General features: G+C 37.9%; 23 protein-coding genes, 1 pseudogene and 1 riboswitch. Of the genes and pseudogenes, 20 read left to right on the forward strand and 4 right to left on the reverse strand.

The window, feature by feature from the left end; translation table 11 throughout:
• Positions 1–10 precede the first annotated feature (10 nt).
• Positions 11–1,492, forward strand: a complete 1,482-nt coding sequence (locus SP4011_RS02310; RefSeq protein WP_262081308.1) for a UDP-glucose--hexose-1-phosphate uridylyltransferase — start codon at positions 11–13, stop codon at positions 1,490–1,492.
• A gap of 69 nt (positions 1,493–1,561) precedes the next feature.
• Positions 1,562–1,966 carry a PaaI family thioesterase gene (locus tag SP4011_RS02315; protein ID WP_261048474.1) on the forward strand — a complete coding sequence of 135 codons (405 nt, stop codon included), beginning with the start codon at positions 1,562–1,564 and terminating at the stop codon, positions 1,964–1,966.
• Between the two features lie 32 nt (positions 1,967–1,998).
• Here the strand turns inward: SP4011_RS02315 and SP4011_RS02320 are convergent, their stop codons facing one another.
• The 4 genes from SP4011_RS02320 to SP4011_RS02335 form a co-directional block, all read right to left on the reverse strand.
• Complete coding sequence (locus SP4011_RS02320; RefSeq protein ID WP_338619687.1) at positions 1,999–3,261, reverse strand: nucleobase:cation symporter-2 family protein; 1,263 nt, start codon at positions 3,259–3,261, stop codon at positions 1,999–2,001.
• The gene (locus SP4011_RS02325) at positions 3,261–3,842 is read right to left on the reverse strand and encodes a xanthine phosphoribosyltransferase (protein ID WP_338619688.1); all 582 of its coding nucleotides are present in this window, start codon (positions 3,840–3,842) and stop codon (positions 3,261–3,263) included. The genes SP4011_RS02320 and SP4011_RS02325 overlap by 1 nt, the downstream gene beginning before the upstream one ends.
• Before the next feature lie 129 nt (positions 3,843–3,971).
• A riboswitch (purine riboswitch) is annotated at positions 3,972–4,067 on the reverse strand.
• A 287-nt stretch (positions 4,068–4,354) separates the two neighbouring features.
• The gene (locus SP4011_RS02330; protein ID WP_000386216.1) at positions 4,355–4,741 is read right to left on the reverse strand and encodes a bleomycin resistance protein; all 387 of its coding nucleotides are present in this window, start codon (positions 4,739–4,741) and stop codon (positions 4,355–4,357) included.
• Between the two features lie 11 nt (positions 4,742–4,752).
• On the reverse strand, positions 4,753–5,580 hold the full coding sequence (locus SP4011_RS02335) for an exodeoxyribonuclease III (RefSeq protein WP_166736232.1): 828 nt from the start codon (positions 5,578–5,580) through the stop codon (positions 4,753–4,755).
• A 219-nt stretch (positions 5,581–5,799) separates the two neighbouring features.
• On the opposite strand from SP4011_RS02335, the gene SP4011_RS02340 reads away from it, so the two are divergent.
• The 18 genes and pseudogenes from SP4011_RS02340 (at position 5,800) to SP4011_RS02425 (ending at position 26,355) form a co-directional block, all read left to right on the forward strand.
• Complete coding sequence (locus SP4011_RS02340) at positions 5,800–6,699, forward strand: type II CAAX endopeptidase family protein (RefSeq protein ID WP_338619690.1); 900 nt, start codon at positions 5,800–5,802, stop codon at positions 6,697–6,699.
• Positions 6,683–6,970 carry an autorepressor SdpR family transcription factor gene (locus SP4011_RS02345; protein ID WP_000006510.1) on the forward strand — a complete coding sequence of 96 codons (288 nt, stop codon included), beginning with the start codon at positions 6,683–6,685 and terminating at the stop codon, positions 6,968–6,970. Before SP4011_RS02340 ends, SP4011_RS02345 begins: the two co-directional genes overlap by 17 nt.
• Positions 6,951–7,592, forward strand: a complete 642-nt coding sequence (locus tag SP4011_RS02350) for an SdpI family protein (protein WP_338619692.1) — start codon at positions 6,951–6,953, stop codon at positions 7,590–7,592. Before SP4011_RS02345 ends, SP4011_RS02350 begins: the two co-directional genes overlap by 20 nt.
• A 126-nt stretch (positions 7,593–7,718) precedes the next feature.
• A pseudogene (locus SP4011_RS02355) lies at positions 7,719–8,173 on the forward strand (DUF3290 family protein).
• On the forward strand, positions 8,170–8,805 hold the full coding sequence (locus SP4011_RS02360; RefSeq protein WP_338619693.1) for a DUF421 domain-containing protein: 636 nt from the start codon (positions 8,170–8,172) through the stop codon (positions 8,803–8,805). The pseudogene SP4011_RS02355 and the gene SP4011_RS02360 overlap by 4 nt, the downstream one beginning before the upstream one ends.
• 206 nt (positions 8,806–9,011) lie before the next feature.
• Positions 9,012–10,757 carry an ABC transporter ATP-binding protein gene (locus tag SP4011_RS02365; protein WP_338619694.1) on the forward strand — a complete coding sequence of 582 codons (1,746 nt, stop codon included), beginning with the start codon at positions 9,012–9,014 and terminating at the stop codon, positions 10,755–10,757.
• Positions 10,747–12,489, forward strand: coding sequence for an ABC transporter ATP-binding protein (locus SP4011_RS02370; protein WP_338619696.1), 1,743 nt, complete (start codon positions 10,747–10,749; stop codon positions 12,487–12,489). The genes SP4011_RS02365 and SP4011_RS02370 overlap by 11 nt, the downstream gene beginning before the upstream one ends.
• A gap of 183 nt (positions 12,490–12,672) precedes the next feature.
• A complete protein-coding gene (locus tag SP4011_RS02375) occupies positions 12,673–13,365 on the forward strand; it encodes a sugar transferase (RefSeq protein WP_125451821.1) in 693 nt (230 codons plus the stop codon).
• A gap of 42 nt (positions 13,366–13,407) precedes the next feature.
• Positions 13,408–14,634, forward strand: coding sequence for a DegT/DnrJ/EryC1/StrS aminotransferase family protein (locus SP4011_RS02380; RefSeq protein ID WP_338619699.1), 1,227 nt, complete (start codon positions 13,408–13,410; stop codon positions 14,632–14,634).
• A 920-nt stretch (positions 14,635–15,554) separates the two neighbouring features.
• Positions 15,555–17,663 carry a glycosyl hydrolase family 28-related protein gene (locus SP4011_RS02385; protein ID WP_338619700.1) on the forward strand — a complete coding sequence of 703 codons (2,109 nt, stop codon included), beginning with the start codon at positions 15,555–15,557 and terminating at the stop codon, positions 17,661–17,663.
• A complete protein-coding gene (locus tag SP4011_RS02390; protein WP_338619701.1) occupies positions 17,647–18,393 on the forward strand; it encodes a protein phosphatase 2C domain-containing protein in 747 nt (248 codons plus the stop codon). The genes SP4011_RS02385 and SP4011_RS02390 overlap by 17 nt, the downstream gene beginning before the upstream one ends.
• A 57-nt stretch (positions 18,394–18,450) precedes the next feature.
• The gene (locus tag SP4011_RS02395; RefSeq protein WP_138700835.1) at positions 18,451–19,092 is read left to right on the forward strand and encodes a phosphate signaling complex PhoU family protein; all 642 of its coding nucleotides are present in this window, start codon (positions 18,451–18,453) and stop codon (positions 19,090–19,092) included.
• Between the two features lie 12 nt (positions 19,093–19,104).
• On the forward strand, positions 19,105–20,580 hold the full coding sequence (galT, locus tag SP4011_RS02400) for a UDP-glucose--hexose-1-phosphate uridylyltransferase (protein WP_050206830.1): 1,476 nt from the start codon (positions 19,105–19,107) through the stop codon (positions 20,578–20,580).
• Between the two features lie 12 nt (positions 20,581–20,592).
• Positions 20,593–21,603, forward strand: coding sequence for a UDP-glucose 4-epimerase GalE (gene galE, locus SP4011_RS02405; protein WP_000996560.1), 1,011 nt, complete (start codon positions 20,593–20,595; stop codon positions 21,601–21,603).
• Between the two features lie 184 nt (positions 21,604–21,787).
• Positions 21,788–22,447 (forward strand): DUF1868 domain-containing protein, encoded by a 660-nt coding sequence (locus SP4011_RS02410; protein WP_338619706.1) that lies wholly within the window; start codon positions 21,788–21,790, stop codon positions 22,445–22,447.
• A gap of 24 nt (positions 22,448–22,471) precedes the next feature.
• Positions 22,472–23,539 carry an extracellular solute-binding protein gene (locus tag SP4011_RS02415; RefSeq protein ID WP_338619708.1) on the forward strand — a complete coding sequence of 356 codons (1,068 nt, stop codon included), beginning with the start codon at positions 22,472–22,474 and terminating at the stop codon, positions 23,537–23,539.
• A 102-nt stretch (positions 23,540–23,641) separates the two neighbouring features.
• Entirely contained in the window at positions 23,642–24,652 is a 1,011-nt protein-coding gene (locus tag SP4011_RS02420; RefSeq protein ID WP_049523867.1) for an ABC transporter ATP-binding protein, read from the forward strand.
• Between the two features lie 11 nt (positions 24,653–24,663).
• Positions 24,664–26,355, forward strand: coding sequence for an iron ABC transporter permease (locus SP4011_RS02425; RefSeq protein WP_338619709.1), 1,692 nt, complete (start codon positions 24,664–24,666; stop codon positions 26,353–26,355).
• Position 26,356 lies beyond the last annotated feature (1 nt).

Genomic DNA, 26,356 nt, shown 5'->3' on the forward strand with positions numbered 1-26,356 from the left:
AGGCTCTATAGTGACCTTAGTAGATAAATTTGTAACACATGTCATTTCTGAAAGTTCATTTGAGGAAATGGATCGAATCTACCTGACCAATCGTGTCTTGGCACGAGTGGGAGACGGTGTTTTGGAAGTTGAGACGGATCTGGATAAAGTGATTGACCTCAAGGACAAGCTGGTTGAGGAAGCCGTTCGATTAGAGACGATTGAGGATAGTCAGACTGCGCGTGAAATCCTTGGCGCTGAACTGATGGACTTGGTGACTCCTTGTCCGAGTCAGGTCAATCGTGACTTTTGGGCAACCTATGCCCAATCTCCTGAGCAAGCGATAGAGGATTTTTACCAACTCAGTCAGAAAAATGACTACATCAAACTCAAGGCCATTGCTAAAAATATCGCTTATCGTGTTCCATCTGATTACGGTGAACTTGAAATTACCATCAACCTCTCTAAGCCTGAAAAGGATCCCAAAGAGATTGCGGCAGCCAAGTTGGTGCAAGCTAGTAATTATCCTCAGTGTCAGCTTTGTCTAGAGAATGAGGGCTACCATGGTCGAGTTAACCACCCAGCTCGCAGCAACCACCGTATTATCCGCTTTGAAATGGCTGGTCAGGAGTGGGGCTTCCAGTATTCGCCCTATGCTTATTTTAATGAGCACTGTATTTTCTTAGATGGCCAGCATCGTCCCATGGCCATTAGTCGTCAGAGTTTTGAACGTCTGTTGGCTATCGTAGAGCAGTTTCCAGGCTATTTTGCGGGCTCTAATGCCGACTTGCCGATTGTGGGGGGCTCTATTCTCACTCATGATCACTATCAGGGAGGCCGTCACGTCTTTCCGATGGAATTGGCTCCCTTGCAAAAGACTTTTCAATTTGCAGGTTTTGAGCAGGTCAAGGCTGGAATTGTCAAGTGGCCTATGTCAGTGTTGCGTTTGACTTCGGATTCCAAAGAAAATTTGATCAATTTAGCTGACAAGATTTTGCAGGAATGGCGTCAGTATTCAGATCCTGCAGTGCAGATTTTAGCAGAGACGGACGGAACACCGCATCACACCATCACACCCATTGCCCGTAAACGCGATGGCCAGTTTGAGTTGGACTTGGTCTTGAGGGACAATCAGACTTCTGCAGAACATACTGATGGCATCTATCATCCTCACAAGGATGTCCAACATATCAAGAAGGAAAATATCGGCTTGATTGAGGTCATGGGCTTGGCAATCTTGCCACCACGTTTGAAAGAAGAAGTGGAGCAAGTTGCTAGCTATCTTGTAGGAGAAGCTGATACAGTTGCCGATTATCATCAGGAATGGGTAGACCAACTCAAAGTCCAACATCCAGATCTAGCGGATAAAGAAAGAGCCCTTGAAATCGTCAAAGACTCTGTGGGTGCTATCTTTGCGCGTGTACTTGAGGATGCAGGAGTCTACAAGCAGACAGAACAAGGACAGGCAGCCTTTATGCGCTTTGTGGAGCAGGTCGGAATTTTGCCAGACTAGGAGCTTTATCCTTGCACAGTCCTATAAAAAGTAGTATCATAGTGTCGTTTGAAATATCAGGAGGAAATGATGAAAGATTTTCACTTTGATGCTATATCAGCTTTTGAAAATTATGAAATTAAAGAGATGAAAGATGGTCACGTTGTGGTGATGACCAAAGTAGTGGACTCGTCGCTCAACTACTATGGCTATGCCCATGGTGGCTATCTCTTTACCCTTTGCGACCAGATTAGTGGTTTGGTGCTCATCTCGCTAGGACTAGACGTAGTGACACTTCAGTCCTCTATCAACTACCTCAAAGCAGGAAAACTCGACGATGTATTGACCATTAAAGGAGAATGTGTCCATCAAGGTCGCACAACCTGCGTAGTGGATGTCGATATTACCAATCAAGAAGGCAGAAATGTCTGCAAAGCAACCTTTACCATGTTTGTCACAGGCCAACGGTCAGAAGACAGACAGGTAAGGATATAGAAAAACAAAAAAGAGGCTCGCACCTCTTTTTCTTATTTCTTTTTATGATTTAATACGGCATTGAGGACAATGGCGAGTAGGCTGGCTACGACGATTCCGTTTGAGAAGAACATTTGGAAGGCTGTCGGCATGCTGATAAAGAGATTACTGTTATTGAGTCCGACACCTGCAGCGATTGAAACTGCTGCGATAAGAAAGTTATGTTCATTGTTAGCAAAGTCAACACGGGCGAGGATTTGCATCCCTTGAATAGACACAAAACCAAACATTACCAGCATGGCACCACCGAGGACAGGGCTTGGAATGATTTGGGCAAGGGCGCCAAACTTAGGAAGGAGTCCAAGGAGAACCAGGAAACCAGCTGCGTAGTAGATTGGCAGGCGAGTCTTGATACCTGACAATTTAACCAAACCAACGTTTTGTGAAAATCCTGTGTAAGGGAAGGTGTTAAAGATTCCTCCGAGAAGTACGGCCAAACCTTCTGCGCGGTAACCGTTGCGAAGGCGCGTGCTGTCGATTGGGTCTTTCGTGATATCAGACAAGGCTAGATAAACACCAGTAGACTCAACCATAGACACTGTTGCGATGATACACATCATGACAATAGATGAGATTTCAAAGGTTGGCATCCCAAAGTAGAGTGGAGTTGGGACATGGACAAGAGGTGCTGCTGCAACAGGAGAGAAGTCAACCAAGCCCATGCTAGCAGCAATGGCAGTTCCAACAACCAGACCAATCAAAATAGAGATAGACTTGATAAATCCTTTGGTAAAGATGTTAATCAAGAGGATAATCAGAACAGTGATAGCTGCAAGCAAGAGACTTTGACCAGTTGGCTCTGGAACGTTATTTCCCATATTTCCAATAGCGACAGGAATCAAGGTTAATCCAATTGTTGTGATAACAGATCCTGTTACGATAGAAGGGAAGAGATTGGCTACTTTTGAGAAAACGCCTGAAACAAGAACCACGTAAATCCCTGATGCGATAAGGGCACCAAACATAGCGCCACTACCATGGCTTTGCCCAATCATAATCAAGGGAGCGACCGACTGGAAGGCAACTCCAAGAACGACTGGGAGTCCAATCCCAAAGTATTTGTTGAGTTGGAGTTGGAGGAAGGTTGCCACCCCACACATGAAGATATCTGTAGAAATCAGGTAGGTCAACTGCTCAGCTGAATAGCCAAGGGCTGTCGCAATCATGATAGGAACCAGGATGGATCCTGAGTACATGGCTAATAAGTGCTGTAAGCCAAGAACGGCTGCTTGCGAGTGTTTTTCTTGAGTTTGCATTAGAGATCTGCCTCCTTAAATACGACCCGACCATTTTCAAAACGATCCAAACGAGCAAGTGATAGGACGGGGTAACCTGCTTTTTCAAGCAAATCACGACCGTCTTGGAAGGATTTTTCAATCACGATACCGATGGCTTCGACTGTGGCACCGGCCTGTTCGATGATTTGAATCAAGCCTTTAGCAGCTTGGCCGTTAGCAAGGAAATCGTCGATAATCAAGACCTTGTCCTCTGGTGAGAGGAATTTTCCAGCGATAGAAACGGTGCTGGTAACCTGCTTGGTAAAGGAGTAAACTTCAGCAGTTAAGATGCCTTCGTTCATAGTGATGTTCTTAGCTTTTTTGGCGAAAATCATCGGCACATTTAAAGCTTCAGCTGTAAAAACGGCTGGGGCAATGCCTGACGCTTCAATGGTCACGACCTTGGTAATGCCAGCAGCAGCGAATTTTTCCGCAAAAACCTTACCAATCTCTCGCATCAAGCTAAAGTCAACTTGGTGGGTTAAAAAGGAATCCACCTTGAGGATGTTATCACCCAAGATATGCCCATCCTTGAGGATGCACTCTTCTAATAATTTCATAAGACCTCCTAAAGTCTAAAAGCCAATCCATTTGCTTGTTTCAGATTTCTATCCAGTAAAATGGATAGAAAAAAGGACCTACTTAATCTCTAAGCAAGTCCCCAAAATAGGCATGGCAAAAAAGACCATACCTCAAGCTGACTTACTTATTGTTAGGTGTTCCGGCACCTTGTAGAAACGTCGTGCCAATTCACGACATAAACAAGTAAAACGATATTCAATTTCAAATAGGCTTGAGCCAATGTTTTTATTTTACACTAAATAACTTTAGAAATCAAATATTTTGTTAGTGTTTTGAAATAAAAACGAACAATGAAAATAAAAGAGCAAAGTAGGAAGCTAGCCGCAGGCTGTACTTGAGTACGGTAAGGCGACGCTGACGTGGTTTGAATTTGATTTTCGAAGAGTATTAGAAGATTTTTTCATCATAAAAGACATATTATCAAGATTTTTCAAAACTTGACAATATGCCTTTTTCTAACTTTAAAGACTTTTTCCCAGTCTTTATTATTCTACTCGCTAAATCTTAAAAAATAACCATCTGGATCCAAAATCGCAAATTCATGGGGATATATAAAGCTATCTCCTACTCGAAATTCTCTTTTTGTCAGGGGACGATGGATAGGATAGTCAGCTTCCAGCAGTTTTTGGTGGAGCTGAGGAACATCTGCAATGCCAAAGGAAATATTGACACCGCGCCCGAAAGGATAGGTCAGCTGAGCTAATTCTTCTGCGCTGCCTTCTTCTAGCATAAGTTGGCAGTCTTCAAGCGAGAGGAAGAGAAATTTCTCCTCTGGACGCTCGTATTCGACAGAGAATCCTAGCAGGTCGCAGTAGAAGTGGCGTGATTTTTCGATGTCAGATACTACAAATTCAGGAATGACAGCTTGATAGTCCATTCGTTTTCTCCTTAGAGTTCAATCTCCATGACAATGGGTGTGTGGTCTTGGCGAGCTCCTGAGTCAATCATATCAGACTTGGTCACCTTGTCAGCCACGCGGTTGCTTGTCAGCCAGTAGTCGATTCTCCAGCCTGTATTGTTGATTTTAGAAGTCTTACTGCGTTGTGCCCACCAAGTGTAGCGTTCTGGAACATCGCCGTGAATATGGCGGAAGGTGTCGGTAAATCCAGTTGCCAAGAGGTTGGTAAATCCAGCACGTTCCTCGTCGGTAAATCCAGGTGAACGGCGGTTGCTAGCAGGATTTGCAAGATCGATTTCATTGTGGGCTACGTTATAGTCACCGGTCGCAAGGACTGGTTTTTCTTTGTCTAGTTCAGCCAAGTACTCAGCATATTTGACATCCCAGACTTGGCGTTCTTCCAAGCGTTTGAGGCCATCGCCAGCGTTTGGAGTGTAAACTTGGGTCACGAAAAATTTATCAAATTCTAGAGTGATGATACGACCTTCCAAGTCCATGGTAGAAGGGGCACCGATTTCTGGGAAAGTGACAGTGGGTGTGAGTTCTTTCTTATAGAGGAACATGGTACCAGCGTAGCCTTTGCGGGCGGGCTCTTGAGAAGAGCGCCACGTGTTTTCGTAGCCTGGGAAGAGTTCTTCTAAAATTTCCAAGTGTTTCTTTGTAGGCCCTTTGGCAGAAAGCTTGGTTTCTTGGATAGCGATGATATCAGCATTTTCAGCGACCAAAGTTTCTAGTACTTCTTGGGACAATTTGGCACGAGCTGAGTCACTAGTTAGGGCAGCATTGAGGGAATCAATATTCCATGAGATAAGTTTCATAAAGTTACCTTTTTCATTCAGATTATAGATTTTATTATACCAAAAAAAGATCTATTTCCCCAACGTATGGTTTGAAAAATCACTCTTTAGACTTTATCCTGAGAAAATAAAAATCCCCTAAACTATTTAGAAAAAAATCTAAATAGTTCTTGTGTTTAGAATAGAAAGGTGTATAATGTTATTTAGAAAAACATCTAAATAGAAAGTGAAGTTACATATATGTCAAATAAGAGAACAATCCTTCTTTTTGTGGTCTTTGCTTATGGCCTTGCTTGGATAATATGGTTGGCACTATGGATAAGTGGTGTTGGTCTAAATTCTCCATGGAGTCAACTTACTAGTATTGTAGCCATGTGGATGCCTGCACTTGCAGTCTTTATTTTAGGGAAAATCACGAATCAACCTAGTGGAATCAAATCTAAATTAGCCGTGAATATCAAGAGGAACTGGCGCTTTTACTTACTAGCTATCTGGTTACCAGCAGTTATCAGTTTTTTAGGAGCAGGACTTTATTTTCTTGTATTCCCTAGTAATTTCAGCCTTGGTTTTGAATCTATTCAAGCCATCTTACAAGAAAAAGGTGTCTCTCAATCAGCCATTCCCTTATCTTCCTTGCTCTTGATTCAAATCCTAGCTAGTTTGACCTACGCTCCTTTTCTTAATAGTTTCTTTGCATTGGGAGAGGAAATTGGTTGGCGTGGCTATCTTTACCCAGCTCTAAGAGGACGCTTTTCAATAGTTCAGACTCATGTCTTGCTTGGTCTCATTTGGAGTCTTTGGCATCTACCAATCAATTTGCAAGGCTATAATTATGGACTATCTTATTTTGCTTATCCTGTTTTGGGAGTTGTTGCTATGTTTCTATCTTGTTTTAGCCTAGGAATATTGTTGAGCTGGTTGTTGGAAAAGACAGGTTCTATCTGGGCTTCTGCCCTATTTCATGGGGCAATCAATGCAACTGCAGGTATTGGGTTACTCTTTCAATTACCAGGAGAAAAAGTTTCAAGCCTCTTGATTTTAGGGCCATCACCGACTGGAATGCTATCAGTTCTACCTTGCTTAGTCCTAGCCCTACTAATATTACAAAGGGAAAGGAGTCATTATGAGTTTTGCAAATAGTTTTAAAGCCTTATCTCATCCAGTTAGGAGAGAGATTTTAAATTTACTCAAAGCAGGTAGATTATCTGCAGGAGAAATTGCCAGTCAATTCGAGTTGACAAGTGCAACGATTTCACATCATCTCACGATTTTGAAAGCAGCGGATTTGATTCATGAAATGAAAGAAAAAAACTTTATTTATTATGAGTTAAATACATCGGTTTTAGAGGATATAATGGTTTGGTTAGCAGATCTGAAAGGAGATCATTTTGATGAAGATAAAAATCAATAAGAAATTGGTATTATTTACGAGCATTCTCATCCTACTACCTTCCCTTGTAGGTTGTGTTTTCTGGAATCAATTACCAGAGGAGATACCCACTCATTTTAATCTACTGGGTCAAGCAGATGGCTACAATCATAAAATGTTTGCTATCTTTGGATTACCTACTCTCATGCTTTTGATGCATTGGTTGCTTCTATTTTTAATGATTAAGGATCCTAAATCTAGCAATATCAGTTCAAAAATACAAGCTTTGATTTACTGGATTATTCCTTTTGTATCTTGTCTATTAATGATTTCTATCTTTGGAGAATCTTTGGGTTATTCCATGATGAGTGGGCTACTAGCTCAGATTTTTATGGGAGTCGTTATGATCGTAATTGGAAATTATCTACCAAAAACACACCGAAATTATATAATCGGTATTCGACTTCCGTGGACCTTGGAGAATGATGAAAACTGGAGAAAAACGCATCGTCTAGCTGGAAAAATTTGGGTATTAGGAGGATTGTTATTGTTTCTAAATTCCTTTGTGCAACTATATGTTTACTGGGTATTCTTCTTGACACTTTTCTTTGTAGTGATAATTCCTAGTGTCTATTCTTATCAATTATCAAAATTAGAATCTTGAAACAGGTATTTGAGTCATTAGTTTGAGAAGTTGGTCTGATATGTCTATTTCCCCAACGTATGGTTTGAAAAATCACTCTCTTTCGTTTATAATGAAGAATGATTTTATGAAAGGGAGTGAAAATAAATGAAATTTTACTCATATGACTATGTGCTTAGCCAAATCAGTCAGCAAAATGGCATCATGATTGGCTTGGGGATTCTTCTCCTAGCTATCACAGGGTTTTTTGCTTTTAAGGCTTATCGAGATAAAAAGGGGACTAAGTTTCGGGAATTGGTCATGATTTTGGCCCTGACTTTAGTGGCCATGCTTTTGGTGACAATTTCAAATACCAGACCAATCAAGCCTCTAACAATCAATTTCAAACCTCCCTTCATTTTATAGAGGTCGTTTCTAAAGATTTGGGAGTGGATAAATCAGAAGTTTATGTCAATACTTCTGCAACCACTGATGGAGCGCTTGTCAAGGTAGGTTCAAATTTCTACCGCGCTATGAATGGGAGCCAACCAGACAAGTATCTTTTAGAGAAATTAGAATTGCATCAAACAGACGCTATTGAATTGGTGGAGGTAAACAAATGACACTCAACTATATAGAAATTTTAATCAAACTGGCCTTGGGTCTCTTCTCGCTGGTTTTTGTTATCAATGTGACAGGAAAGGGGAATCTAGCGCCTAACTCTGCGACAGACCAAATTCAGAACTATGTTCTTGGTGGTATCATCGGTGGGGTGATTTACAATAGTTCTATTAGCATTCTCCAGTACGCAGTGATTCTGATGATGTGGACGATTTTGGTCTTGACCCTCAAGTGGCTTAATAACAATGTTCGTTTTGTCAAACGCTTGATTGATGGGAAACCAACTCTCCTCATCAAAAATGGGAAGATTGACCCAGAAGCCTGCCGTTCAGTTGGCTTGTCTGCAGCGGATGTAGCCCTCAAACTTCGTAGCCAAGGGATTTTCCAGATGAAGCAAGTTAAACGAGCTGTGCAAGAACAAAATGGCCAACTCATCGTGGTCCAAATGGGAGATGAAAATCCCAAGTATCCAGTTGTGACTGACGGTGTGATCCAAGTCGATGTCTTGGAATCGATTGGTCGTAGCGAAGAGTGGCTGCTTGATAATCTCAGCAAGCAAGGGCATGACAATGTGGCCAATATCTTTATCGCTGAGTATGACAAGGGTGCGGTCACAGTCGTAACCTATGAATAAGAAAAACCTGGGGTCTTGTACTCTTCGAAAATTAAATTCAAACCGCGTCAACGTCGCCTTGCCGTATGTAGGTTACTGACTTCGTCAGTTCTATCTACAACCTCAAAGCAGTGCTTTGAGCAGCCTGAGGCTAGTTTCCTAGTTTGTTCTTTGATTTTCATTGAGTATTGGCCTCAGGTTTCCATTTGCAATCAGAAAGGGATTTTATGTCCATTATTCAAAAACTTTGGTGGTTTTTCAAGTTAGAAAAACGCCGTTATCTAGTTGGGATTGTGGCCCTGGTCTTGGTTTCCGTCCTCAATCTCATTCCACCTATGGTTATGGGGCGGGTTATTGATGCCATTACTTCGGAGCAATTAACCCAGCAGGACCTCCTTCTTGACCTATTTTACTTGCTACTTGCGGCCTTTGGGATGTACTATCTGCGCTATGTTTGGAGGATGTATATCCTTGGGACTTCCTACCGTCTGGGGCAGATTATGCGGTCTCGCTTGTTTGAGCATTTCACAAAAATGTCTCCAGCCTTTTATCAAACCTATCGGACGGGGGACCTGATGGCACACGCAACCAACGATATCAATGCCTTAACCCGTCTCGCAGGTGGCGGTGTCATGTCTGCGGTGGATGCCTCTATCACGGCGCTGGTGACCTTGCTAACCATGCTTTTTAGCATTTCATGGCAAATGACGCTAGTTGCCATTCTGCCCCTGCCTTTTATGGCCTATGCGACTAGCCGTTTAGGGAGAAAGACCCACAAGGCCTTTGGTGAATCACAGGCAGCCTTTTCCGAACTCAATAACAAGGTACAAGAGTCCGTATCAGGTATCAAAGTGACCAAATCTTTCGGGTATCAGGCGGACGAGTTGAAGTCCTTTCAGGCAGTCAATGAATTGACCTTCCAAAAGAACCTCCAAACCATGAAATACGATAGTCTCTTTGACCCTATGGTTCTCTTGTTTGTTGGTTCCTCCTATGTTTTAACGCTTTTGGTCGGCTCCTTGATGGTTCAGAAAGGGCAAATAACGGTTGGGAATCTAGTTACCTTTATCAGCTACTTGGATATGCTAGTTTGGCCTCTTATGGCCATCGGCTTCCTCTTTAATACCACTCAGCGAGGGAAGGTTTCTTACCAACGGATTGAGGATCTTTTGTCTCAGGAATCACCTGTACAAGACCCTGAGTTTCCTTTAGATGGCATTGAAAACGGGCGCTTGCAGTACGATATTGACAGCTTTGCCTTTGAAAATGAGGAAACACTGATGGATATTCACTTTAGTTTAGAAAAAGGGCAAACCCTGGGCTTGGTTGGGCAGACAGGCTCTGGGAAAACATCCTTGATCAAGCTCCTCTTGCGTGAATACGATGTGGATAAGGGAGCCATTTATCTGAATGGCCACGATATTCGTGACTATCGTCTGACAGACCTTCGCAGTCTCATGGGCTACGTCCCTCAGGACCAGTTTCTCTTTGCGACTTCAATATTAGACAATATTCGCTTTGGAAATCCTAAATTGCCTCTTTCAGCGGTCGAGGAAGCGACTAAGCTAGCTCAAGTTTACCAAGACATTGTAGACATGCCTCAGGGATTTGATACGTTGATTGGTGAAAAGGGAGTCAGTCTTTCTGGAGGTCAAAAGCAGCGTCTGGCCATGAGTCGGGCGATGATTTTAGACCCTGATATCTTGATTTTAGATGATTCCTTGTCCGCCGTAGATGCCAAGACAGAGTATGCGATCATCGACAACCTCAAGGAAACGCGTAAGGACAAGACAACCATTATCACGGCTCATCGCCTCAGTGCAGTTGTCCATGCAGATCTGATCTTAGTCCTGCAAAACGGCCAAATTATCGAACGGGGCAGGCACGAAGACTTGCTAGCTTTGGATGGCTGGTATGCCCAAACCTACCAGTCTCAGCAGTTGGAAATGAAAGGAGAAGAAGATGCAGAATAAGAAAGAACAATGGGCTGTATTGAAGCGCTTGATGTCCTATCTCAAACCTTATGGACTCCTTACCTTTTTGGCACTCAGTTTTCTCCTAGCGACGACGGTCATTAAAAGTGTCATTCCCCTTGTGGCTTCCCACTTTATCGACCAGTATCTCAGCAATCTCAACCAACTCGCTGTAACCGTTTTGCTGGTCTACTATGGTCTTTATATCCTACAAACTCTAGTCCAGTATGTCGGTAATCTTCTCTTTGCGCGCGTGTCCTACAGTATTGTTAGGGATATTCGTCGGGATGCCTTTGCCAATATGGAGAAACTAGGCATGTCTTACTTTGACAAGACGCCAGCAGGCTCTATCGTCTCTCGTTTGACAAATGACACCGAGACTATCAGCGATATGTTTTCAGGGATTTTATCTAGCTTTATCTCAGCAGTTTTCATCTTTCTGACAACTCTTTATACCATGTTGGTATTGGATTTTCGTTTGACAGCATTAGTCTTGCTCTTTCTCCCCTTGATTTTCCTTTTGGTCAATCTCTATCGGAAAAAATCAGTGAAAATCATTGAGAAAACCAGAAGTCTCTTGTCAGATATCAATAGCAAGCTGGCTGAAAACATCGAGGGAATCAGGATTATCCAGGCCTTTAATCAAGAGAAGCGCCTGCAGGCGGAATTTGATGAGATCAACCGAGAACACTTGGTCTATGCCAACCGTTCTGTAGCCTTGGATGCCCTCTTTTTGAGACCTGCCATGAGTTTGCTGAAACTTTTAGGTTATGCTGTCTTGATGGCCTATTTTGGCTATCGTGGACTTTATCTGGGAATAACGGCAGGAACTATGTATGCCTTTATCCAGTATATCAATCGTCTCTTTGATCCCCTGATTGAAGTGACGCAAAATTTTTCGACCCTTCAAACTTCCATGGTGTCTGCAGGTCGTGTATTTGCCTTGATTGACGAGAGAACCTATGAGCCTCTTCAAGAAAATGGACAGGCCGTGATCAAAGAAGGCAATATCCGTTTTGAACATGTATGTTTCTCTTATGATGGAAAACATCCGATTCTGGATGATATTTCCTTTTCGGTTAATAAGGGTGAGACCATTGCCTTTGTAGGGCATACAGGTTCTGGGAAATCGTCTATTATCAATGTCCTCATGCGCTTTTATGAATTTCAATCAGGGAGAGTTCTCTTGGATGATGTGGATATTAGGAACTACAGTCAGGAAGAGTTGAGAAAAAACATCGGTTTAGTATTGCAGGATCCCTTCCTCTATCATGGGACCATTAAGTCCAATATCGCCATGTACCAAGAAATCAGTGATGAGCAGGTAAAGGACGCAGCTAGCTTCGTGGATGCAGATTCCTTTATTCAAGAACTTCCTCAGGGATATGACGCCCCTGTTTCTGAGCGTGGCTCCAGTTTTTCAACAGGTCAGCGTCAGCTTCTTGCCTTTGCCAGAACAGTCGCCAGTCAGCCTAAAATTCTGATTTTGGATGAAGCGACAGCCAATATTGACTCTGAAACAGAAAGTTTGGTTCAAGCTTCTCTGGCTAAGATGAGACAGGGACGGACAACCATTGCCATTGCCCACCGCCTTTCGACCATCCAAGACGCCAACTGTATCTACGTATTGGACAAGGGGCGCATCATTGAGAGCGGAATCCATGAGGAACTCTTGGCCTTGGGAGGAACCTATCACAAGATGTATAGCTTGCAGGCAGGGGCCATGTCCTAATAACCTTTGAAAATCTATTCAAAGCAGGTCAACTCTATACACAACCTCAAAGCTGTACTTTGATTTTAATTGAGTAAAAGAAGGAAATCCTTCAAATTACAGATTTCTTTCACCGCCTTTTCCATTTTGTGGTATAATGAAAAATGTTGACAAATAGTATAATAAAAACAAAGGAGAAACAGCATGCTGAAATGGGAAGACTTGCCCGTGGAAATGAAATCAAGCGAGGTTGAGTCTTACTACCAGCTTGTCTCTAAAAGGAAGGGGTCGCTGATTTTCAAGCGTTGCTTGGACTGGGTTCTAGCCTTGGTCGTACTGGTTCTGACCTCTCCCATCTTTCTCATCTTGAGCATTTGGATCAAGTTGGATAGCAAGGGGCCAGTGATTTACAAGCAAGAGCGCGTGACCCAGTACAATCGACCTTTCAAGATTTGGAAGTTCCGTACCATGGTGACGGATGCAGACAAAAAAGGAAGTTTGGTGACTTCTGCTAACGATAGCCGCATTACCAAGGTTGGCAATTTCATCCGCCGTGTGCGTTTGGACGAACTGCCTCAGCTGGTCAATGTCCTTAAAGGCGAAATGTCCTTTGTCGGTACACGACCTGAAGTGCCACGTTACACAGAGCAGTATAGCCCTGAAATGATGGCAACCTTGCTTTTGCCAGCAGGGATTACCTCTCCAGCCAGCATCAACTACAAGGATGAGGATACGATTATCAGTCAAATGACCGAAAAAGGCCTGTCGGTTGACCAGGCCTATGTCGAACATGTCCTTCCTGAAAAGATGCGCTATAACCTTTCTTATCTCCGAGAATTTAGTTTCCTTGGAGACATCAAAATCATGTTTCAAACCGTGTTTGAAGTGCTAAAATAGAGTAGTCATGAGAAAATGAGTACAGATAAAAGGAGCAAATCAATGCCAAATTACAATATTCCATTTTCACCACCCGATATTACGGAAGCAGAAATTGCTGAAGTAGCGGATACCCTGCGTTCTGGTTGGATCACAACAGGTCCTAAGACAAAAGAACTGGAGCGTCGCTTGTCTCAATACACACAGACGCCCAAGACTGTCTGCCTCAACTCTGCGACTGCCGCTCTGGAGTTAATTTTGCGCGTCTTGGAAGTGGGGCCTGGTGATGAAGTCATCGTTCCAGCCATGACCTATACAGCCTCATGTAGTGTTATCACTCACGTAGGAGCAACACCTGTCATGGTAGATATCCAAGCAGATACGTTTGAGATGGACTATGACCAGCTTGAGCAAGCTATTACAGAAAAGACCAAGGTAATCATTCCAGTAGAGCTTGCAGGGATTGTTTGCGACTATGACCGTTTGTTCCAAGTTGTGGAGAAAAAACGTGACCTCTTTACCGCTTCAAGCAAGTGGCAAAAAGTCTTTAACCGTATTGTGATTGTTTCTGATAGCGCCCATGCTTTGGGATCTACTTATAAAGGACAACCTGCTGGTTCTATCTCTGACTTTACTTCCTTCTCATTCCATGCTGTTAAGAACTTTACAACTGCCGAAGGTGGAAGTGCGACTTGGAAAGCCAATCCAGCGATTGACGACGAAGAGATGTACAAGGAATTTCAAATTCTTTCCCTTCATGGTCAAACAAAGGATGCTCTTGCCAAGATGCAATTGGGTTCATGGGAATACGACATCGTAACCCCTGCCTACAAGTGCAACATGACAGATATTATGGCTTCCCTTGGTCTAGTACAATTGGATCGTTACCCAAGTTTGTTGCAACGTCGTAAGGACATTGTGGACCGCTATGATCGTGGTTTTGCAGGTTCTCGCATCCATCCTTTGGCACACAAGACTGAAACTGTCGAATCTTCACGCCACCTCTACATCACCCATGTAGAAGGAGCGAGTTTAGAAGAACGCAATCTTATCATCCAAGAATTGGCCAAAGCAGGAATTGCAAGTAACGTTCACTACAAACCGCTTCCGCTCTTGACAGCCTATAAGAATCTTGGCTTTGATATGGCGAATTATCCTAAGGCCTATGCCTTCTTTGAAAATGAAATTACGCTCCCTCTTCACACTAAATTAAGCGATGAAGAAGTGGACTATATCATTGAGACTTTCAAAACAGTTTCTGAAAAAGTACTAGCTTCATCAAAAAAATGACAAACTACAGTCAAGTAATAGTGATTCTGTTTCTAAAAAGTCTAATTGAGTGTAAAACTGTTGTTTTCAATTGAAAGTCCTATAGTAAAATGAAATAAAAACAGGACAAATCAATCAGGATAGTCAAATTATTTTCTAGCAATATTTTAGAAGCAAAGGTGTACTCTTATAGTTTCAATATACTGTATGGTTTGAAATGAGATGTGAGCAATTTGGTGTAGCATTTAGAATTTTTATTAGGCATCATTTAGAAAATGTAGTGTCTTGTTCTAGTTTTCAATTCACCCTATTTTTTGAAAGACGCGAGTTTCCACGATGAGGTTGTGGAAACTCGCGTCTTTCTTTTTTGTTTTCAGAATATTGTTCAAAGTTTTGAGACTATTTTTCATGTTCTAGTCATTCTTTTGAAATAATCTATAAAACACGTGTCTACAATGATTTATATGTCCTATTCCAGTATTTTAGAAGAACTGCGTCTATTTTTATAGAGCTTGAATCTAGCTTTTATAGAAAATCTATTTAAGAAATATATTGTATTGTTTTGATTTCAATCCGCTATATGAACGATATTCATGTAAATATACCTGGCGAATGCTTGCATGACAAGATATTTGTTCTTGTATTTATAAATTAGTATTTTACGAGATGTCAACATGCTTTAAATACAGTGAATAGGATATTTTTATGTTCAAGCTAAGAAAGATAGTAATCACTTTTGAATGGAAGGTTAAAGAATTATTAGAAGTATGGTTAGATATATAAATGGTCACGCTTTCACAATTTTGATATTTTATTGTGTTATTCCTTGACAATTTTGATTTAAAAATATATTATAAAGAAAATGACAGCGGTGTCATTTTCTGGCATGGAATTTATATGAATATTAAATTAGGACATAATGTTTTTAATTGGAGGCTAATATGAAATCTTTTCAACAAAATGAGGTTTTCTCTATTCGTAAGTCTAAGGTGGGAGTTTGCTCAGTTCTCTTAGCGGTTTTATTTATTGGAACACAAAGTGTTTTAGCTAATGAAGTAGTTGGTGAAACTTCTTCGTCTAAAGATAATATGCAAATGAACTCTTTGTTGAGTAGCACATCTACATCATTATCTGCGGAACCCCATCCTGATACTCTCAGTCTTGATAACAATTCAAGTTTAAGTACTGATAATAATGGAGGAGTGAGTATTAATCAAAATAAACCTGATATAACAAATGATACTATGATGGGTAACATCTCTGGGATGGAAGTGAATACTATTTTAAGTACTAATCTGAACGAACACGTAGCTTTGAATGTTAAAGATTATGGAGCAATAGGTGACGGGGTTAATGATGATCGACAAGCAATTCAAGATGCAATAGATGCTGCAGCTCAAGGGCTAGGTGGAGGAAATGTATATTTTCCGGAAGGAACTTATTTAGTAAAAGAAATTGTTTTTTTAAAAAGTCATACACACTTAGAATTGAATGAGAAAGCTACCATTCTAAATGGTATAAATATTAAGAATCACCCTTCTATTGTTTTTATGACAGGTTTATTTACGGATGATGGTGCGCAAGTAGAATGGGGCCCAACAGAAGATATTAGTTATTCTGGTGGTACTATTGATATGAACGGTGCTTTGAATGAAGAAGGAACTAAAGCAAAAAATCTACCACTTATAAATTCTTCAGGTGCATTTGCTATTGGGAATTCAAATAACGTAACTATAAAAAATGTAACATTCAAGGATAGTTATCAAGGGCATGCTATTCAAATTGCAGGTTCGAAAAATGTATTAGTTGATAATTCTCGTTTTCTTGGGCAAGCCTTACCCAAAACGATGAAGGATGGGCAAATCATAAGTAAGGAGAGCATTCAGATTGAACCATTAACTAGAAAAGGTTTTCCTTATGCCTTGAATGATGATGGGAAAAAATCTGAAAATGTGACTATTCAAAATTCCTATTTTGGTAAAAGTGATAAATCTGGAGAATTAGTAACAGCAATTGGTACACACTATCAAACATTGTCGACACAGAACCCCTCTAATATTAAAATTTTAAATAATCATTTTGATAACATGATGTATTCTGGTGTACGTTTTACTGGATTTACTGATATTTTAATTAAAGGAAATAGATTTGATAAGAAAGTAAAAGGAGAAAGTGTACATTATAGAGAAAATGGTGCAGCCTTAATAAATGCTTTTAGTTATAAAAATGTAAAAGATGAACTTGATTTAAATAAGAAAGTCGTTATTACTGAAAATACATTTTATATTTCTGATCCTAAAACAAAGGCTATTAGAGTAGCAAAAGATAGTGCAGAATATTTAGGAAAAGTATCAGATATTACTGTAACAAAAAATGTAATTAATAATAATTCTAAGGAAACAGAACAACCAAATATTGAATTATTACGAGTTAGTGATAATTTAGTAGTCTCAGAGAATAGTATATTCGGTGGTAAAGAAGGAATTGTTATTGAGGATTCAAAGGGTAAAATAACCGTTTTAAATAACCAATTTTATAATTTATCCGGTAAGTATATATCATTCATCAAATCTAATGCAAATGGGAAAGAACCAGTTATACGTGATAGCGATGGTAATTTCAATATTGTAACGGAGAATGGGCTTTACAAAATTGTAACAAATAACTTAAGTGATAAAAACGAAAAAGAAAAAAACAAAGAGGAAAAATTTAAAACAAGTTCATATGTGCATGAAAAACAATCTAATTCAAATAATGTAATTGATAGTAACCAGAAGAAAGGAGAGTTTAACTCAAGTAAAGATAATAGACAAATTAATGACAAGATCGACAATAAACAAGATAATAAGATAGAAGAAGTGAACCATAAAATAGTTGGAGATGGCAGAGAAACTGAAAATCATATTAATAAATCTAAAGAAATAGTAGAGGTAAAACAAAAATTACCAAAGACTGGTTCGAACAAGATTATGGAACTATTCTTAACAGTGACAGGAATTGGTTTACTTTTGACACTAAAAGGGTTGAAGTATTATGGCAAAGATAAATAAAATTTGTTCGATACAAGGAAGTTCCGTAGAAAATGAGGATGCTGTAGGTTCACAAAATCAGTATTTTTGGATTATCGATGGAGCTACAGATTTATATAATTCTAAAGAGGAGATAGGTTATTCAGTCTCAGAAGTTGTACATATTTTATCAGAAAGTTTGTCGGTTAATTGTAAAGAATCAAAAACTCTTAAACAAATATTTGAAACTGCTTTACTCGAGGTTAAAGATGAAATCGGTTTAAACTCATATGAATTAACAGAGTATTATCGCTTACCAACATTTGCTTTTATATTTGCTAAACTTTCAGAAAAAAAGTTGGAGTATATGATGCTAGGTGACTGCGTCATGTTAGTAAACGAAATGGAAATAACTGATCATAGAGTAGATAACTTATTTGAAAAAGGGAAAAATGAGATAAAAGACTCAATTGGTACAAATAGTGTTTTAAATAAAAAAATTATTTTACAAAAAATCAGAAAATTATCTAATCAACCGAGTGGGTACTGGATAGGTTCGTTGGATGAGAGATTTTTAGACTATGCTATTATTAATCAAATAGATGTTACTAGTGAACAAATTGTTTTAATGAGCGATGGCTTTTATGAATTCTATCAAAATAATCAAAATAAAACTTTTGAAGAGTTAATTAAGATGAGATTTAATTCTTCTGCTATTGATCCAATCTATGGAAAGAAGGATGATGCAAGTATTCTAGTTATTGATGTTTGATATATTGTTTAAAATATTAATTGTTACTATTGAACTTTGTTAAGAAGAGGTACCTAAATGTTAAGGTTATATTTAGAAAATGAAATTATAGAATTATCAAATAATTTAGAGACCATTTGGGTATCTGTGCTTGATAAATATGAGAAGTTATTTGAATATTTATCAAATGAAGAACGAGTAGAATTGATTAAAGAAGATTTAATCATAAATGAGTCAGTTCTAAATATTGATAAAAAAGGATATGAGTTAATTTGTTTACAACATCCTGTTTCATATGACTTAAGAAGAATTATTAGTGTAATAAAAATATCAACTGACATTGAACGTATTGGGGATAGAATTGTTGAAATTTTAAAAAATCTACAGATTATTCAAAATAATGAAATTTTGAAGAAAATTATTTCAGAAATAAAAATACTTCATGAAGTTATCGGACTGCATATGAATAGGGCTATATCTTGTTATAGAGAGGAACAATCTGGATGTTTAGATATGGTTGTTATACAAAAACAGAATGAGATAGAAGAGCTTAGTATAAATATTGAAAAGAAAATAATGAATTATATATTTGAAGATGATGGGAACGTTTCTGAAGTAATTGGTGCTTTGGATATTATTCATCACCTTGATAAAATTGCTCATACTACGCAATCAATTTATAAATGGATAATGTATAGAAAATATGGGAACATAAATTAGAAAGAAAAATATATGAAAACAATTATTGATAATTTTGTTGATAGAGTAATTGAATACGGAATGTATAATGAAATTGACAAAATATATGTGAAAAATAGAGTACTAGCGTTAATAGGTGAGGAGGGAACTGATCGCATTTCCGATGAAAATGACCTGAAACAAATAAAAGATTACTTAGTGGAAATCGCCTTAAAAAACGGTAAAATTAAAGATTTAATCGAGGAAAAGGAATGTTTAGGAGCAGAGTTAATGAATTTCATAGTTCCTTTACCTAGTCGATTAAATGATATTTTTTGGAGTTCATATGATATATCACCTCAAGAAGCAGTTGAAGAGTTTTATAAGTTAAGTAAAGATAGTGATTATATTAAAACTTCTGCTATTGCTAAGAATATTGAATTTAGAGCATCAACTAAATACGGAGAGCTAGAGATTACGATAAATTTGTCAAAACCCGAAAAAGATCCAAAAACAATTGCTGCTGAAAAATTAGTAAAAGCAACTAATTATCCCAAATGTTTACTATGTATGGAAAATGAAGGATATCAGGGGCGAATAAATTATCCAGCACGTTCGAATCATAGAATTATTCGGTTGAAACTTGGTGACGAAGTATGGGGATTCCAGTATTCTCCCTACTCATACTTTAATGAGCATGCGATATTTTTAAATAGTCAACATGTACCAATGGCTATTACCTCTAAAACATTTGAACAATTATTGGAGATTGTTGATATTTTGCCAGGATATTTTGCTGGTTCAAATTCTGATCTTCCTATCTCAGGAGGCTCCATTCTTAGTCATAACCACTACCAGGGAGGGAAACATATTTTCCCAATGGAAAAAGCAAAATTTGAGAGTGAATTTCGTTTTAAAGACTTTGAGGATGTTAATGCTGGTATTGTAAAATGGCCAATGTCAGTAATTAGGTTACAAAGTGAAAATAAAAATCGCTTGTTAGATTTAGCTACTAAAATTCTAAATAAGTGGAGAGAATATTCAGATTTAGAAGTAGACATCATTGCTATGACTGAAGATGTCCCACACCATACGGTGACTCCTATTGCTCGTAAAGTGGACGGGAGATATGAATTAGATATTGTTCTAAGAGATAATCATACTACTGAACAATACCCAGATGGTGTTTTCCATCCTCATCAAGATGTACAACATATTAAAAAGGAAAATATCGGGTTAATCGAAGTGATGGGACTTGCGATATTACCACCTCGTTTGAAACCAGAGTTAGAAGAAGTTGGAAAATATCTTTTAGGAGAGGATAACGCAATTGCGGATTATCATTTAGAATGGGCCGACCAATTGAAAGAAAAATATCCTCGCATTAATAAAGAAGAGGTTAATAGCGTAGTTCAACACGAAGTAGGACAAGTGTTTGCGAGAGTTCTGGAAGATGCAGGAGTTTATAAGAATACACCGTCTGGGCATGAAGCGTTTATGAGATTTGTTAAGTCGGTTGGAATTAATTAGGAGGAAACCCAAATGGCAATATTGGTAACAGGCGGAGCTGGTTATATTGGTAGCCATACCGTAGTAGAATTACTAAATTTAGGAAAGGAAGTTATCATTGTCGACAACCTTTCGAACTCTAGCATCTTGGTGCTAGACCGTATTGAAGCAATTACAGGAATACGTCCCGTGTTTTACGAATTAGATGTTTGTGATAAACAAGCATTGAGAAAGGTATTTGAACAAGAATCGATTGATGCTGCAATTCATTTTGCAGGTTATAAAGCTGTCGGAGAATCCGTGCAAAAGCCTGTGATGTACTACAAAAATAATATTATGAGTACATTGGCACTTGTTGAAGTGATGTCAGAATTTAATGTTAAAAAGATTGTCTTTTCTTCAAGTGCGACTGTATATGGAATTAACAATCAGTCACCACTAATTGAGACAATGCAAACAAGTGCTACAAATCCTTATGGGTATACGAAAGTGATGCTTGAGCAAATTTTAAAAGATGTTCATGTGGCAGACTCAGAATGGAGTATTGCGTTGCTTCGTTATTTCAATCCAATTGGTGCTCATGAGTCTGGTTTGATTGGGGAAGATCCCTCAGGAATTCCTAACAACTTGATGCCCTATATTGCACAAGTAGCGGTAGGTAAGCTGTCAGAACTAAGTGTGTTCGGAAATGATTATGATACGCTTGACGGTACTGGTGTGCGCGATTATATCCATGTAGTAGATTTAGCAATAGGACATATAAAAGCTTTAGAAAAAGTATCTGAAAAAACAGATGTTTATATCTATAACCTAGGCTCGGGAGAAGGAACTAGTGTATTACAACTAGTAAATACATTTGAAAGTGTTAATAAGATCCCTATTCCTTATAAAATAGTTCCAAGACGTTCAGGAGACGTTGCAACTTGTTATGCAAATGCAGACAAAGCATATAAGGAATTAAATTGGAGGACAACAAAATCGATTGAAGACATGTGTAGAGATACATGGAATTGGCAATCAAAAAATCCCAATGGCTATAATTGATGATACTGTCTATATGAGTGCTGTATTTTGGAAAAATTACTTAACCTTTTAATGAAATGCATATTTAATGAAAGATAAATTTTTTTTAAAAAATTTTTGAAAGCGCTTGACAAAGTAAACGGTTTCGTTATATAATATAAGCATAGATGACACCGGTGTCAAATATAAAAAAGAGGGTCTTTATATGAAAAACCTAACAAAAATTAAGTTCAAAGAAAATGGAGAATTTAATCATTTTCCAGGAAATACTGTTGTAGCAAATCTTTATACTAAACAAGATTTGATGGAAGTTGTTGATATTATTCAATCACGTTATAGAGAATTACCATTTATTGATAAGTTCACTTTAACTCCAAGGAATTCTATTCACATGACTGTAATTGAATTGTTGTGCCATGAAAATCGTGAAACGGAGTTTTGGAGCAGTAATCTTCCTTTAGATACACCTTTACAGAAAATACATGATTACTTTGCTAAACAACTTGAAATTTTTCCATTGTTAAATGAAGAAATTCATATGCGTGTGACTGAAATGGGAAAACAAAACATACTAGTTGAACCTGCAGATGAAGCTTCTGCAAAGAGATTAGAAGAAATTCGTACTTATGTTTCAGAAAAAGCAGGTGTTCGTTTCCCTAATCATGATAGATATCAATTCCATATTTCAATTGGATATCTTCGGATTCCTCTAACCGAAGAGGAGGAAGAAGAGTTTACTAAAGTCAGAGCAGAATTAACTGAAATCTTATTAGAGAAGATTCCAACTATTACTGTAAACCGTATTGACTATACTGTATTTGAAGATATGAGACAATTTGTTCCATATCACGAAAAATTTAAATAAAATAATAAAAAAGGAGAACTTATCATGAAAAAAATGAAAATTTGGTCTACTGTACTTGCAACGGGAGTTGCTCTTACTACACTTGCTGCTTGCTCTGGAGGTTCAAATTCTACGACTGCTTCTTCATCTGAAGAAAAAGCTGATAAAAGTCAAGAATTAGTAATCTATTCGAACTCAGTTTCAAATGGTCGTGGTGATTGGTTAACTGCTAAAGCAAAAGAAGCTGGTTTTAATATAAAAATGGTTGATATTCCTGGCGCTCAATTAGCAGACCGTGTTATTGCCGAGAAGAATAATGCAGTTGCAGATATGGTATTTGGAATTGGTGCTGTTGATTCAAATAAAATTAGAGATCAAAAATTACTAGTCCAGTACAAGCCTAAATGGTTAGATAAAATTGATCAATCTTTATCAGATAAAGATAATTATTATAATCCTGTGATTGTTCAACCATTAGTTTTAATTGGGGCGCCTGATGTAAAAGAAATGCCTAAAGATTGGACTGAATTAGGTAGTAAGTATAAAGGTAAATATTCAATTTCTGGTCTTCAAGGTGGTACAGGACGGGCAATTCTAGCAAGTATCTTAGTTCGATACCTTGATGATAAAGGTGAATTAGGTGTTTCCGAAAAAGGTTGGGAAGCAGCAAAAGAATATTTGAAAAATGCATACACTCTTCAAAAGGGAGAAAGTTCAATTGTTAAGATGTTAGACAAAGAAGATCCAATACAATATGGAATGATGTGGGGTTCTGGTGCATTAGTTGGACAAAAAGAACAAAATGTTGTTTTCAAAGTTATGACTCCTGAGATTGGTGTACCATTTGTAACTGAACAAACTATGGTTTTAAGCACTAGTAAAAAACAAGCGTTAGCTAAAGAATTTATTGATTGGTTTGGTCAATCAGAAATTCAAGTAGAATATAGTAAGAACTTTGGATCTATTCCTGCAAATAAAGATGCCCTAACAGAGTTACCTGAAGATACGAAAAAATTTGTTGATCAAGTGAAACCACAAAATATTGACTGGGAAGCTGTTGGAAAACATTTGGATGAATGGGTAGAAAAAGCTGAATTAGAATACGTACAATAAGAAATAAGAGTTAATTTTTATGTCCAAGTCTCTCTATTATTTCTAAATTTAAGGAAGAAATAAAGAGAGGCTTTTGGTTTAGTAATAGAGGGAGTTAGTGAGATGATTAAATTTGATAATATTCAAATTAAATATGGTGATTTTGTTGCAATTGATAATCTAAATTTAGATATACATGAAGGGGAATTCTTTACATTTCTTGGGCCTTCAGGGTGTGGTAAATCAACTACTTTGAGAGCATTGGTAGGTTTTCTAGATCCATCATCAGGAAGTATTGAAGTTAATGGAACAAATGTCACTCATTTGGAACCTGAAAAGCGTGGAATTGGTATTGTATTTCAATCTTATGCGCTATTTCCAACTATGACTGTTTTTGATAATATTGCATTTGGTTTAAAAGTTAAGAAGGTAGCTCCAGATGTTATTAAAGCTAAAGTATCAGCAGTAGCAGCAAAAATTAAGATCTCTGATCAACAGTTACAGCGTAATGTATCAGAATTATCTGGGGGTCAACAACAAAGGGTAGCATTGGCTCGTGCTCTGGTTCTTGAACCTAAAATTCTTTGTCTAGATGAACCATTGTCAAACCTTGACGCAAAATTACGTGTAGATTTGAGAAAAGAGTTGAAAAGACTTCAAAAAGAGTTAGGTATTACTACTTTATATGTTACTCACGACCAAGAGGAAGCCTTAACTTTATCTGATAGAATTGCAGTCTTTAACAATGGATACATCGAACAGGTCGGTACACCTGTAGAGATTTATCATAATTCTCAAACTGAATTTGTATGTGATTTTATTGGCGATATTAATGTTTTGACCGATGAAACAGTCCACGAAGTATTACTGAAAAATGCAAGCGTTTTCTTAGAAGATAAAAAAGGATACATTCGATTAGAGAAAGTTCGATTCAATCGTGAAACTGAACAAGATTTCATTCTAAAAGGGACAATTATTGATGTTGAGTTTTCTGGAGTTACAATTCACTATACAATAAAAGTTTCTGAAAGTCAGATTCTTAATGTAACAAGTATTGATAGTCAGGCTGCTATTAGATCTGTCGGAGAAAGTGTGGAATTATTTATCACACCATCAGACGTTCTGCAATTTTAAGGAGGTGCAGTATGCGTCATAAATTAAATTTAAAAGATTGGCTTATTCGTTTAGGGTTAATCTGGTTCTTAGTAACATTTATTATTTATCCAAACTTTGATCTAGTAGTGAATGTATTTGTAAAAGGAGGAGAATTTTCCCTTGATGCTGTACATCGTGTTCTAAAATCTCAAAGGGCACTTCAGAGTATTATGAACAGTTTTAAGTTGGCATTTTCACTCATTATTACAGTTAATATCGTAGGTATTCTTTGTGTTCTATTTACAGAATACTTTGATATTAAAGGTGCTAAAATTTTAAAATTAGGTTATATGACCTCTTTAATTTATGGAGGAGTGGTTTTAGCGACTGGATATAAATTTGTCTATGGTCCGTATGGATTGATTACAAAATTTTTACAAAATATTATCCCTTCTTTAGACCCTAACTGGTTTATTGGGTATGGTGCAGTCTTATTCATTATGACATTTTCAGGAACTGCTAATCATACATTGTTTTTAACAAATACAATTCGAAGCGTTGACTATCACACTATTGAGGCTGCTCGAAATATGGGAGCAAAACCATTTACTGTTTTCCGAAAAGTAGTGTTACCAACCTTAATTCCAACTCTATTTGCACTTACTATCATGGTTTTTCTTAGTGGTTTATCTGCAGTAGCAGCACCCATGATTGTTGGTGGTAAAGAATTTCAAACTATAAATCCAATGATTATTACATTTGCAGGGATGGGGAATTCTCGTGATTTAGCTGCCCTACTTGCAATTATTTTAGGTATTGCAACTACAATTTTGCTTACTATCATGAATAAGATAGAAAAAGGTGGAAATTATATTTCTATCTCTAAGACTAAAGCGCCTCTTAAAAAACAAAAAATTGCGTCTAAGCCTTGGAATATCATTGCTCACATTGTAGCATATGGATTGTTCACAGTTTTCATGCTTCCACTAATTTTTATAGTATTATACTCATTTACAGATCCAGTTGCAATTCAAACAGGAAACTTAACATTATCAAACTTTACTTTAGAAAATTATCGCTTATTCTTTAGTAATAGTGCGGCATTCTCTCCATTCTTGGTCAGCTTTATTTATTCTATTATCGCTGCGACAACAGCAACAATTCTAGCAGTTGTATTTGCTCGTGTTGTCAGAAAACATAAATCTCGCTTTGATTTCTTATTTGAATATGGTGCTCTACTCCCTTGGTTACTACCAAGTACACTTTTAGCAGTAAGTTTATTATTTACTTTTAATCAGCCACAATTTCTTGTCTTTAATCAGATTTTGGTAGGTAGTTTGGTAATTCTACTTATTGCATATATAGTTGTAAAAATCCCATTTTCTTATAGAATGGTACGTGCTATTTTATTTAGTGTTGATGATGAGATGGAAGATGCAGCAAGAAGTATGGGTGCTTCACCTTTTTATACTATGATGAAGGTTATCATTCCATTTATTTTACCGGTTGTTCTCTCTGTTATTGCTTTAAACTTTAACTCTTTATTAACTGACTTCGACTTATCTGTATTTCTTTACCATCCATTAGCTCAACCGCTGGGTATAACTATTCGTTCAGCAGGTGATGAAACAGCAACTTCAAATGCTCAAGCACTTGTATTCGTTTATACTATTGTATTAATGATAATTTCTGGTTCTGTATTATACTTTACTCAGAGACCAGCTAGTAGAAAAAGGAAATAAT

This window comes from Streptococcus parapneumoniae (assembly GCF_037076355.1).
In the GTDB taxonomy this organism is placed as follows: domain Bacteria; phylum Bacillota; class Bacilli; order Lactobacillales; family Streptococcaceae; genus Streptococcus; species Streptococcus parapneumoniae.

What these genes read in the sequence shown, in the direction of transcription:
- SP4011_RS02315 (WP_261048474.1), top strand. Translation starts at nt 1,562, where the DNA reads ATGAAAGATTTTCACTTTGATGCTATATCAGCTTTTGAAAATTATGAA.
- SP4011_RS02320 (WP_338619687.1), bottom strand. Translation starts at nt 3,261, where the DNA reads ATGCAAACTCAAGAAAAACACTCGCAAGCAGCCGTTCTTGGCTTACAG.
- SP4011_RS02325 (WP_338619688.1), bottom strand. Translation starts at nt 3,842, where the DNA reads ATGAAATTATTAGAAGAGTGCATCCTCAAGGATGGGCATATCTTGGGT.
- SP4011_RS02330 (WP_000386216.1), bottom strand. Translation starts at nt 4,741, where the DNA reads ATGGACTATCAAGCTGTCATTCCTGAATTTGTAGTATCTGACATCGAA.
- SP4011_RS02335 (WP_166736232.1), bottom strand. Translation starts at nt 5,580, where the DNA reads ATGAAACTTATCTCATGGAATATTGATTCCCTCAATGCTGCCCTAACT.
- SP4011_RS02340 (WP_338619690.1), top strand. Translation starts at nt 5,800, where the DNA reads ATGTCAAATAAGAGAACAATCCTTCTTTTTGTGGTCTTTGCTTATGGC.
- SP4011_RS02345 (WP_000006510.1), top strand. Translation starts at nt 6,683, where the DNA reads ATGAGTTTTGCAAATAGTTTTAAAGCCTTATCTCATCCAGTTAGGAGA.
- SP4011_RS02350 (WP_338619692.1), top strand. Translation starts at nt 6,951, where the DNA reads ATGAAGATAAAAATCAATAAGAAATTGGTATTATTTACGAGCATTCTC.
- SP4011_RS02360 (WP_338619693.1), top strand. Translation starts at nt 8,170, where the DNA reads ATGACACTCAACTATATAGAAATTTTAATCAAACTGGCCTTGGGTCTC.
- SP4011_RS02365 (WP_338619694.1), top strand. Translation starts at nt 9,012, where the DNA reads ATGTCCATTATTCAAAAACTTTGGTGGTTTTTCAAGTTAGAAAAACGC.
- SP4011_RS02370 (WP_338619696.1), top strand. Translation starts at nt 10,747, where the DNA reads ATGCAGAATAAGAAAGAACAATGGGCTGTATTGAAGCGCTTGATGTCC.
- SP4011_RS02375 (WP_125451821.1), top strand. Translation starts at nt 12,673, where the DNA reads ATGCTGAAATGGGAAGACTTGCCCGTGGAAATGAAATCAAGCGAGGTT.
- SP4011_RS02380 (WP_338619699.1), top strand. Translation starts at nt 13,408, where the DNA reads ATGCCAAATTACAATATTCCATTTTCACCACCCGATATTACGGAAGCA.
- SP4011_RS02385 (WP_338619700.1), top strand. Translation starts at nt 15,555, where the DNA reads ATGAAATCTTTTCAACAAAATGAGGTTTTCTCTATTCGTAAGTCTAAG.
- SP4011_RS02390 (WP_338619701.1), top strand. Translation starts at nt 17,647, where the DNA reads ATGGCAAAGATAAATAAAATTTGTTCGATACAAGGAAGTTCCGTAGAA.
- SP4011_RS02395 (WP_138700835.1), top strand. Translation starts at nt 18,451, where the DNA reads ATGTTAAGGTTATATTTAGAAAATGAAATTATAGAATTATCAAATAAT.
- galT (WP_050206830.1), top strand. Translation starts at nt 19,105, where the DNA reads ATGAAAACAATTATTGATAATTTTGTTGATAGAGTAATTGAATACGGA.
- galE (WP_000996560.1), top strand. Translation starts at nt 20,593, where the DNA reads ATGGCAATATTGGTAACAGGCGGAGCTGGTTATATTGGTAGCCATACC.
- SP4011_RS02410 (WP_338619706.1), top strand. Translation starts at nt 21,788, where the DNA reads ATGAAAAACCTAACAAAAATTAAGTTCAAAGAAAATGGAGAATTTAAT.
- SP4011_RS02415 (WP_338619708.1), top strand. Translation starts at nt 22,472, where the DNA reads ATGAAAAAAATGAAAATTTGGTCTACTGTACTTGCAACGGGAGTTGCT.
- SP4011_RS02420 (WP_049523867.1), top strand. Translation starts at nt 23,642, where the DNA reads ATGATTAAATTTGATAATATTCAAATTAAATATGGTGATTTTGTTGCA.
- SP4011_RS02425 (WP_338619709.1), top strand. Translation starts at nt 24,664, where the DNA reads ATGCGTCATAAATTAAATTTAAAAGATTGGCTTATTCGTTTAGGGTTA.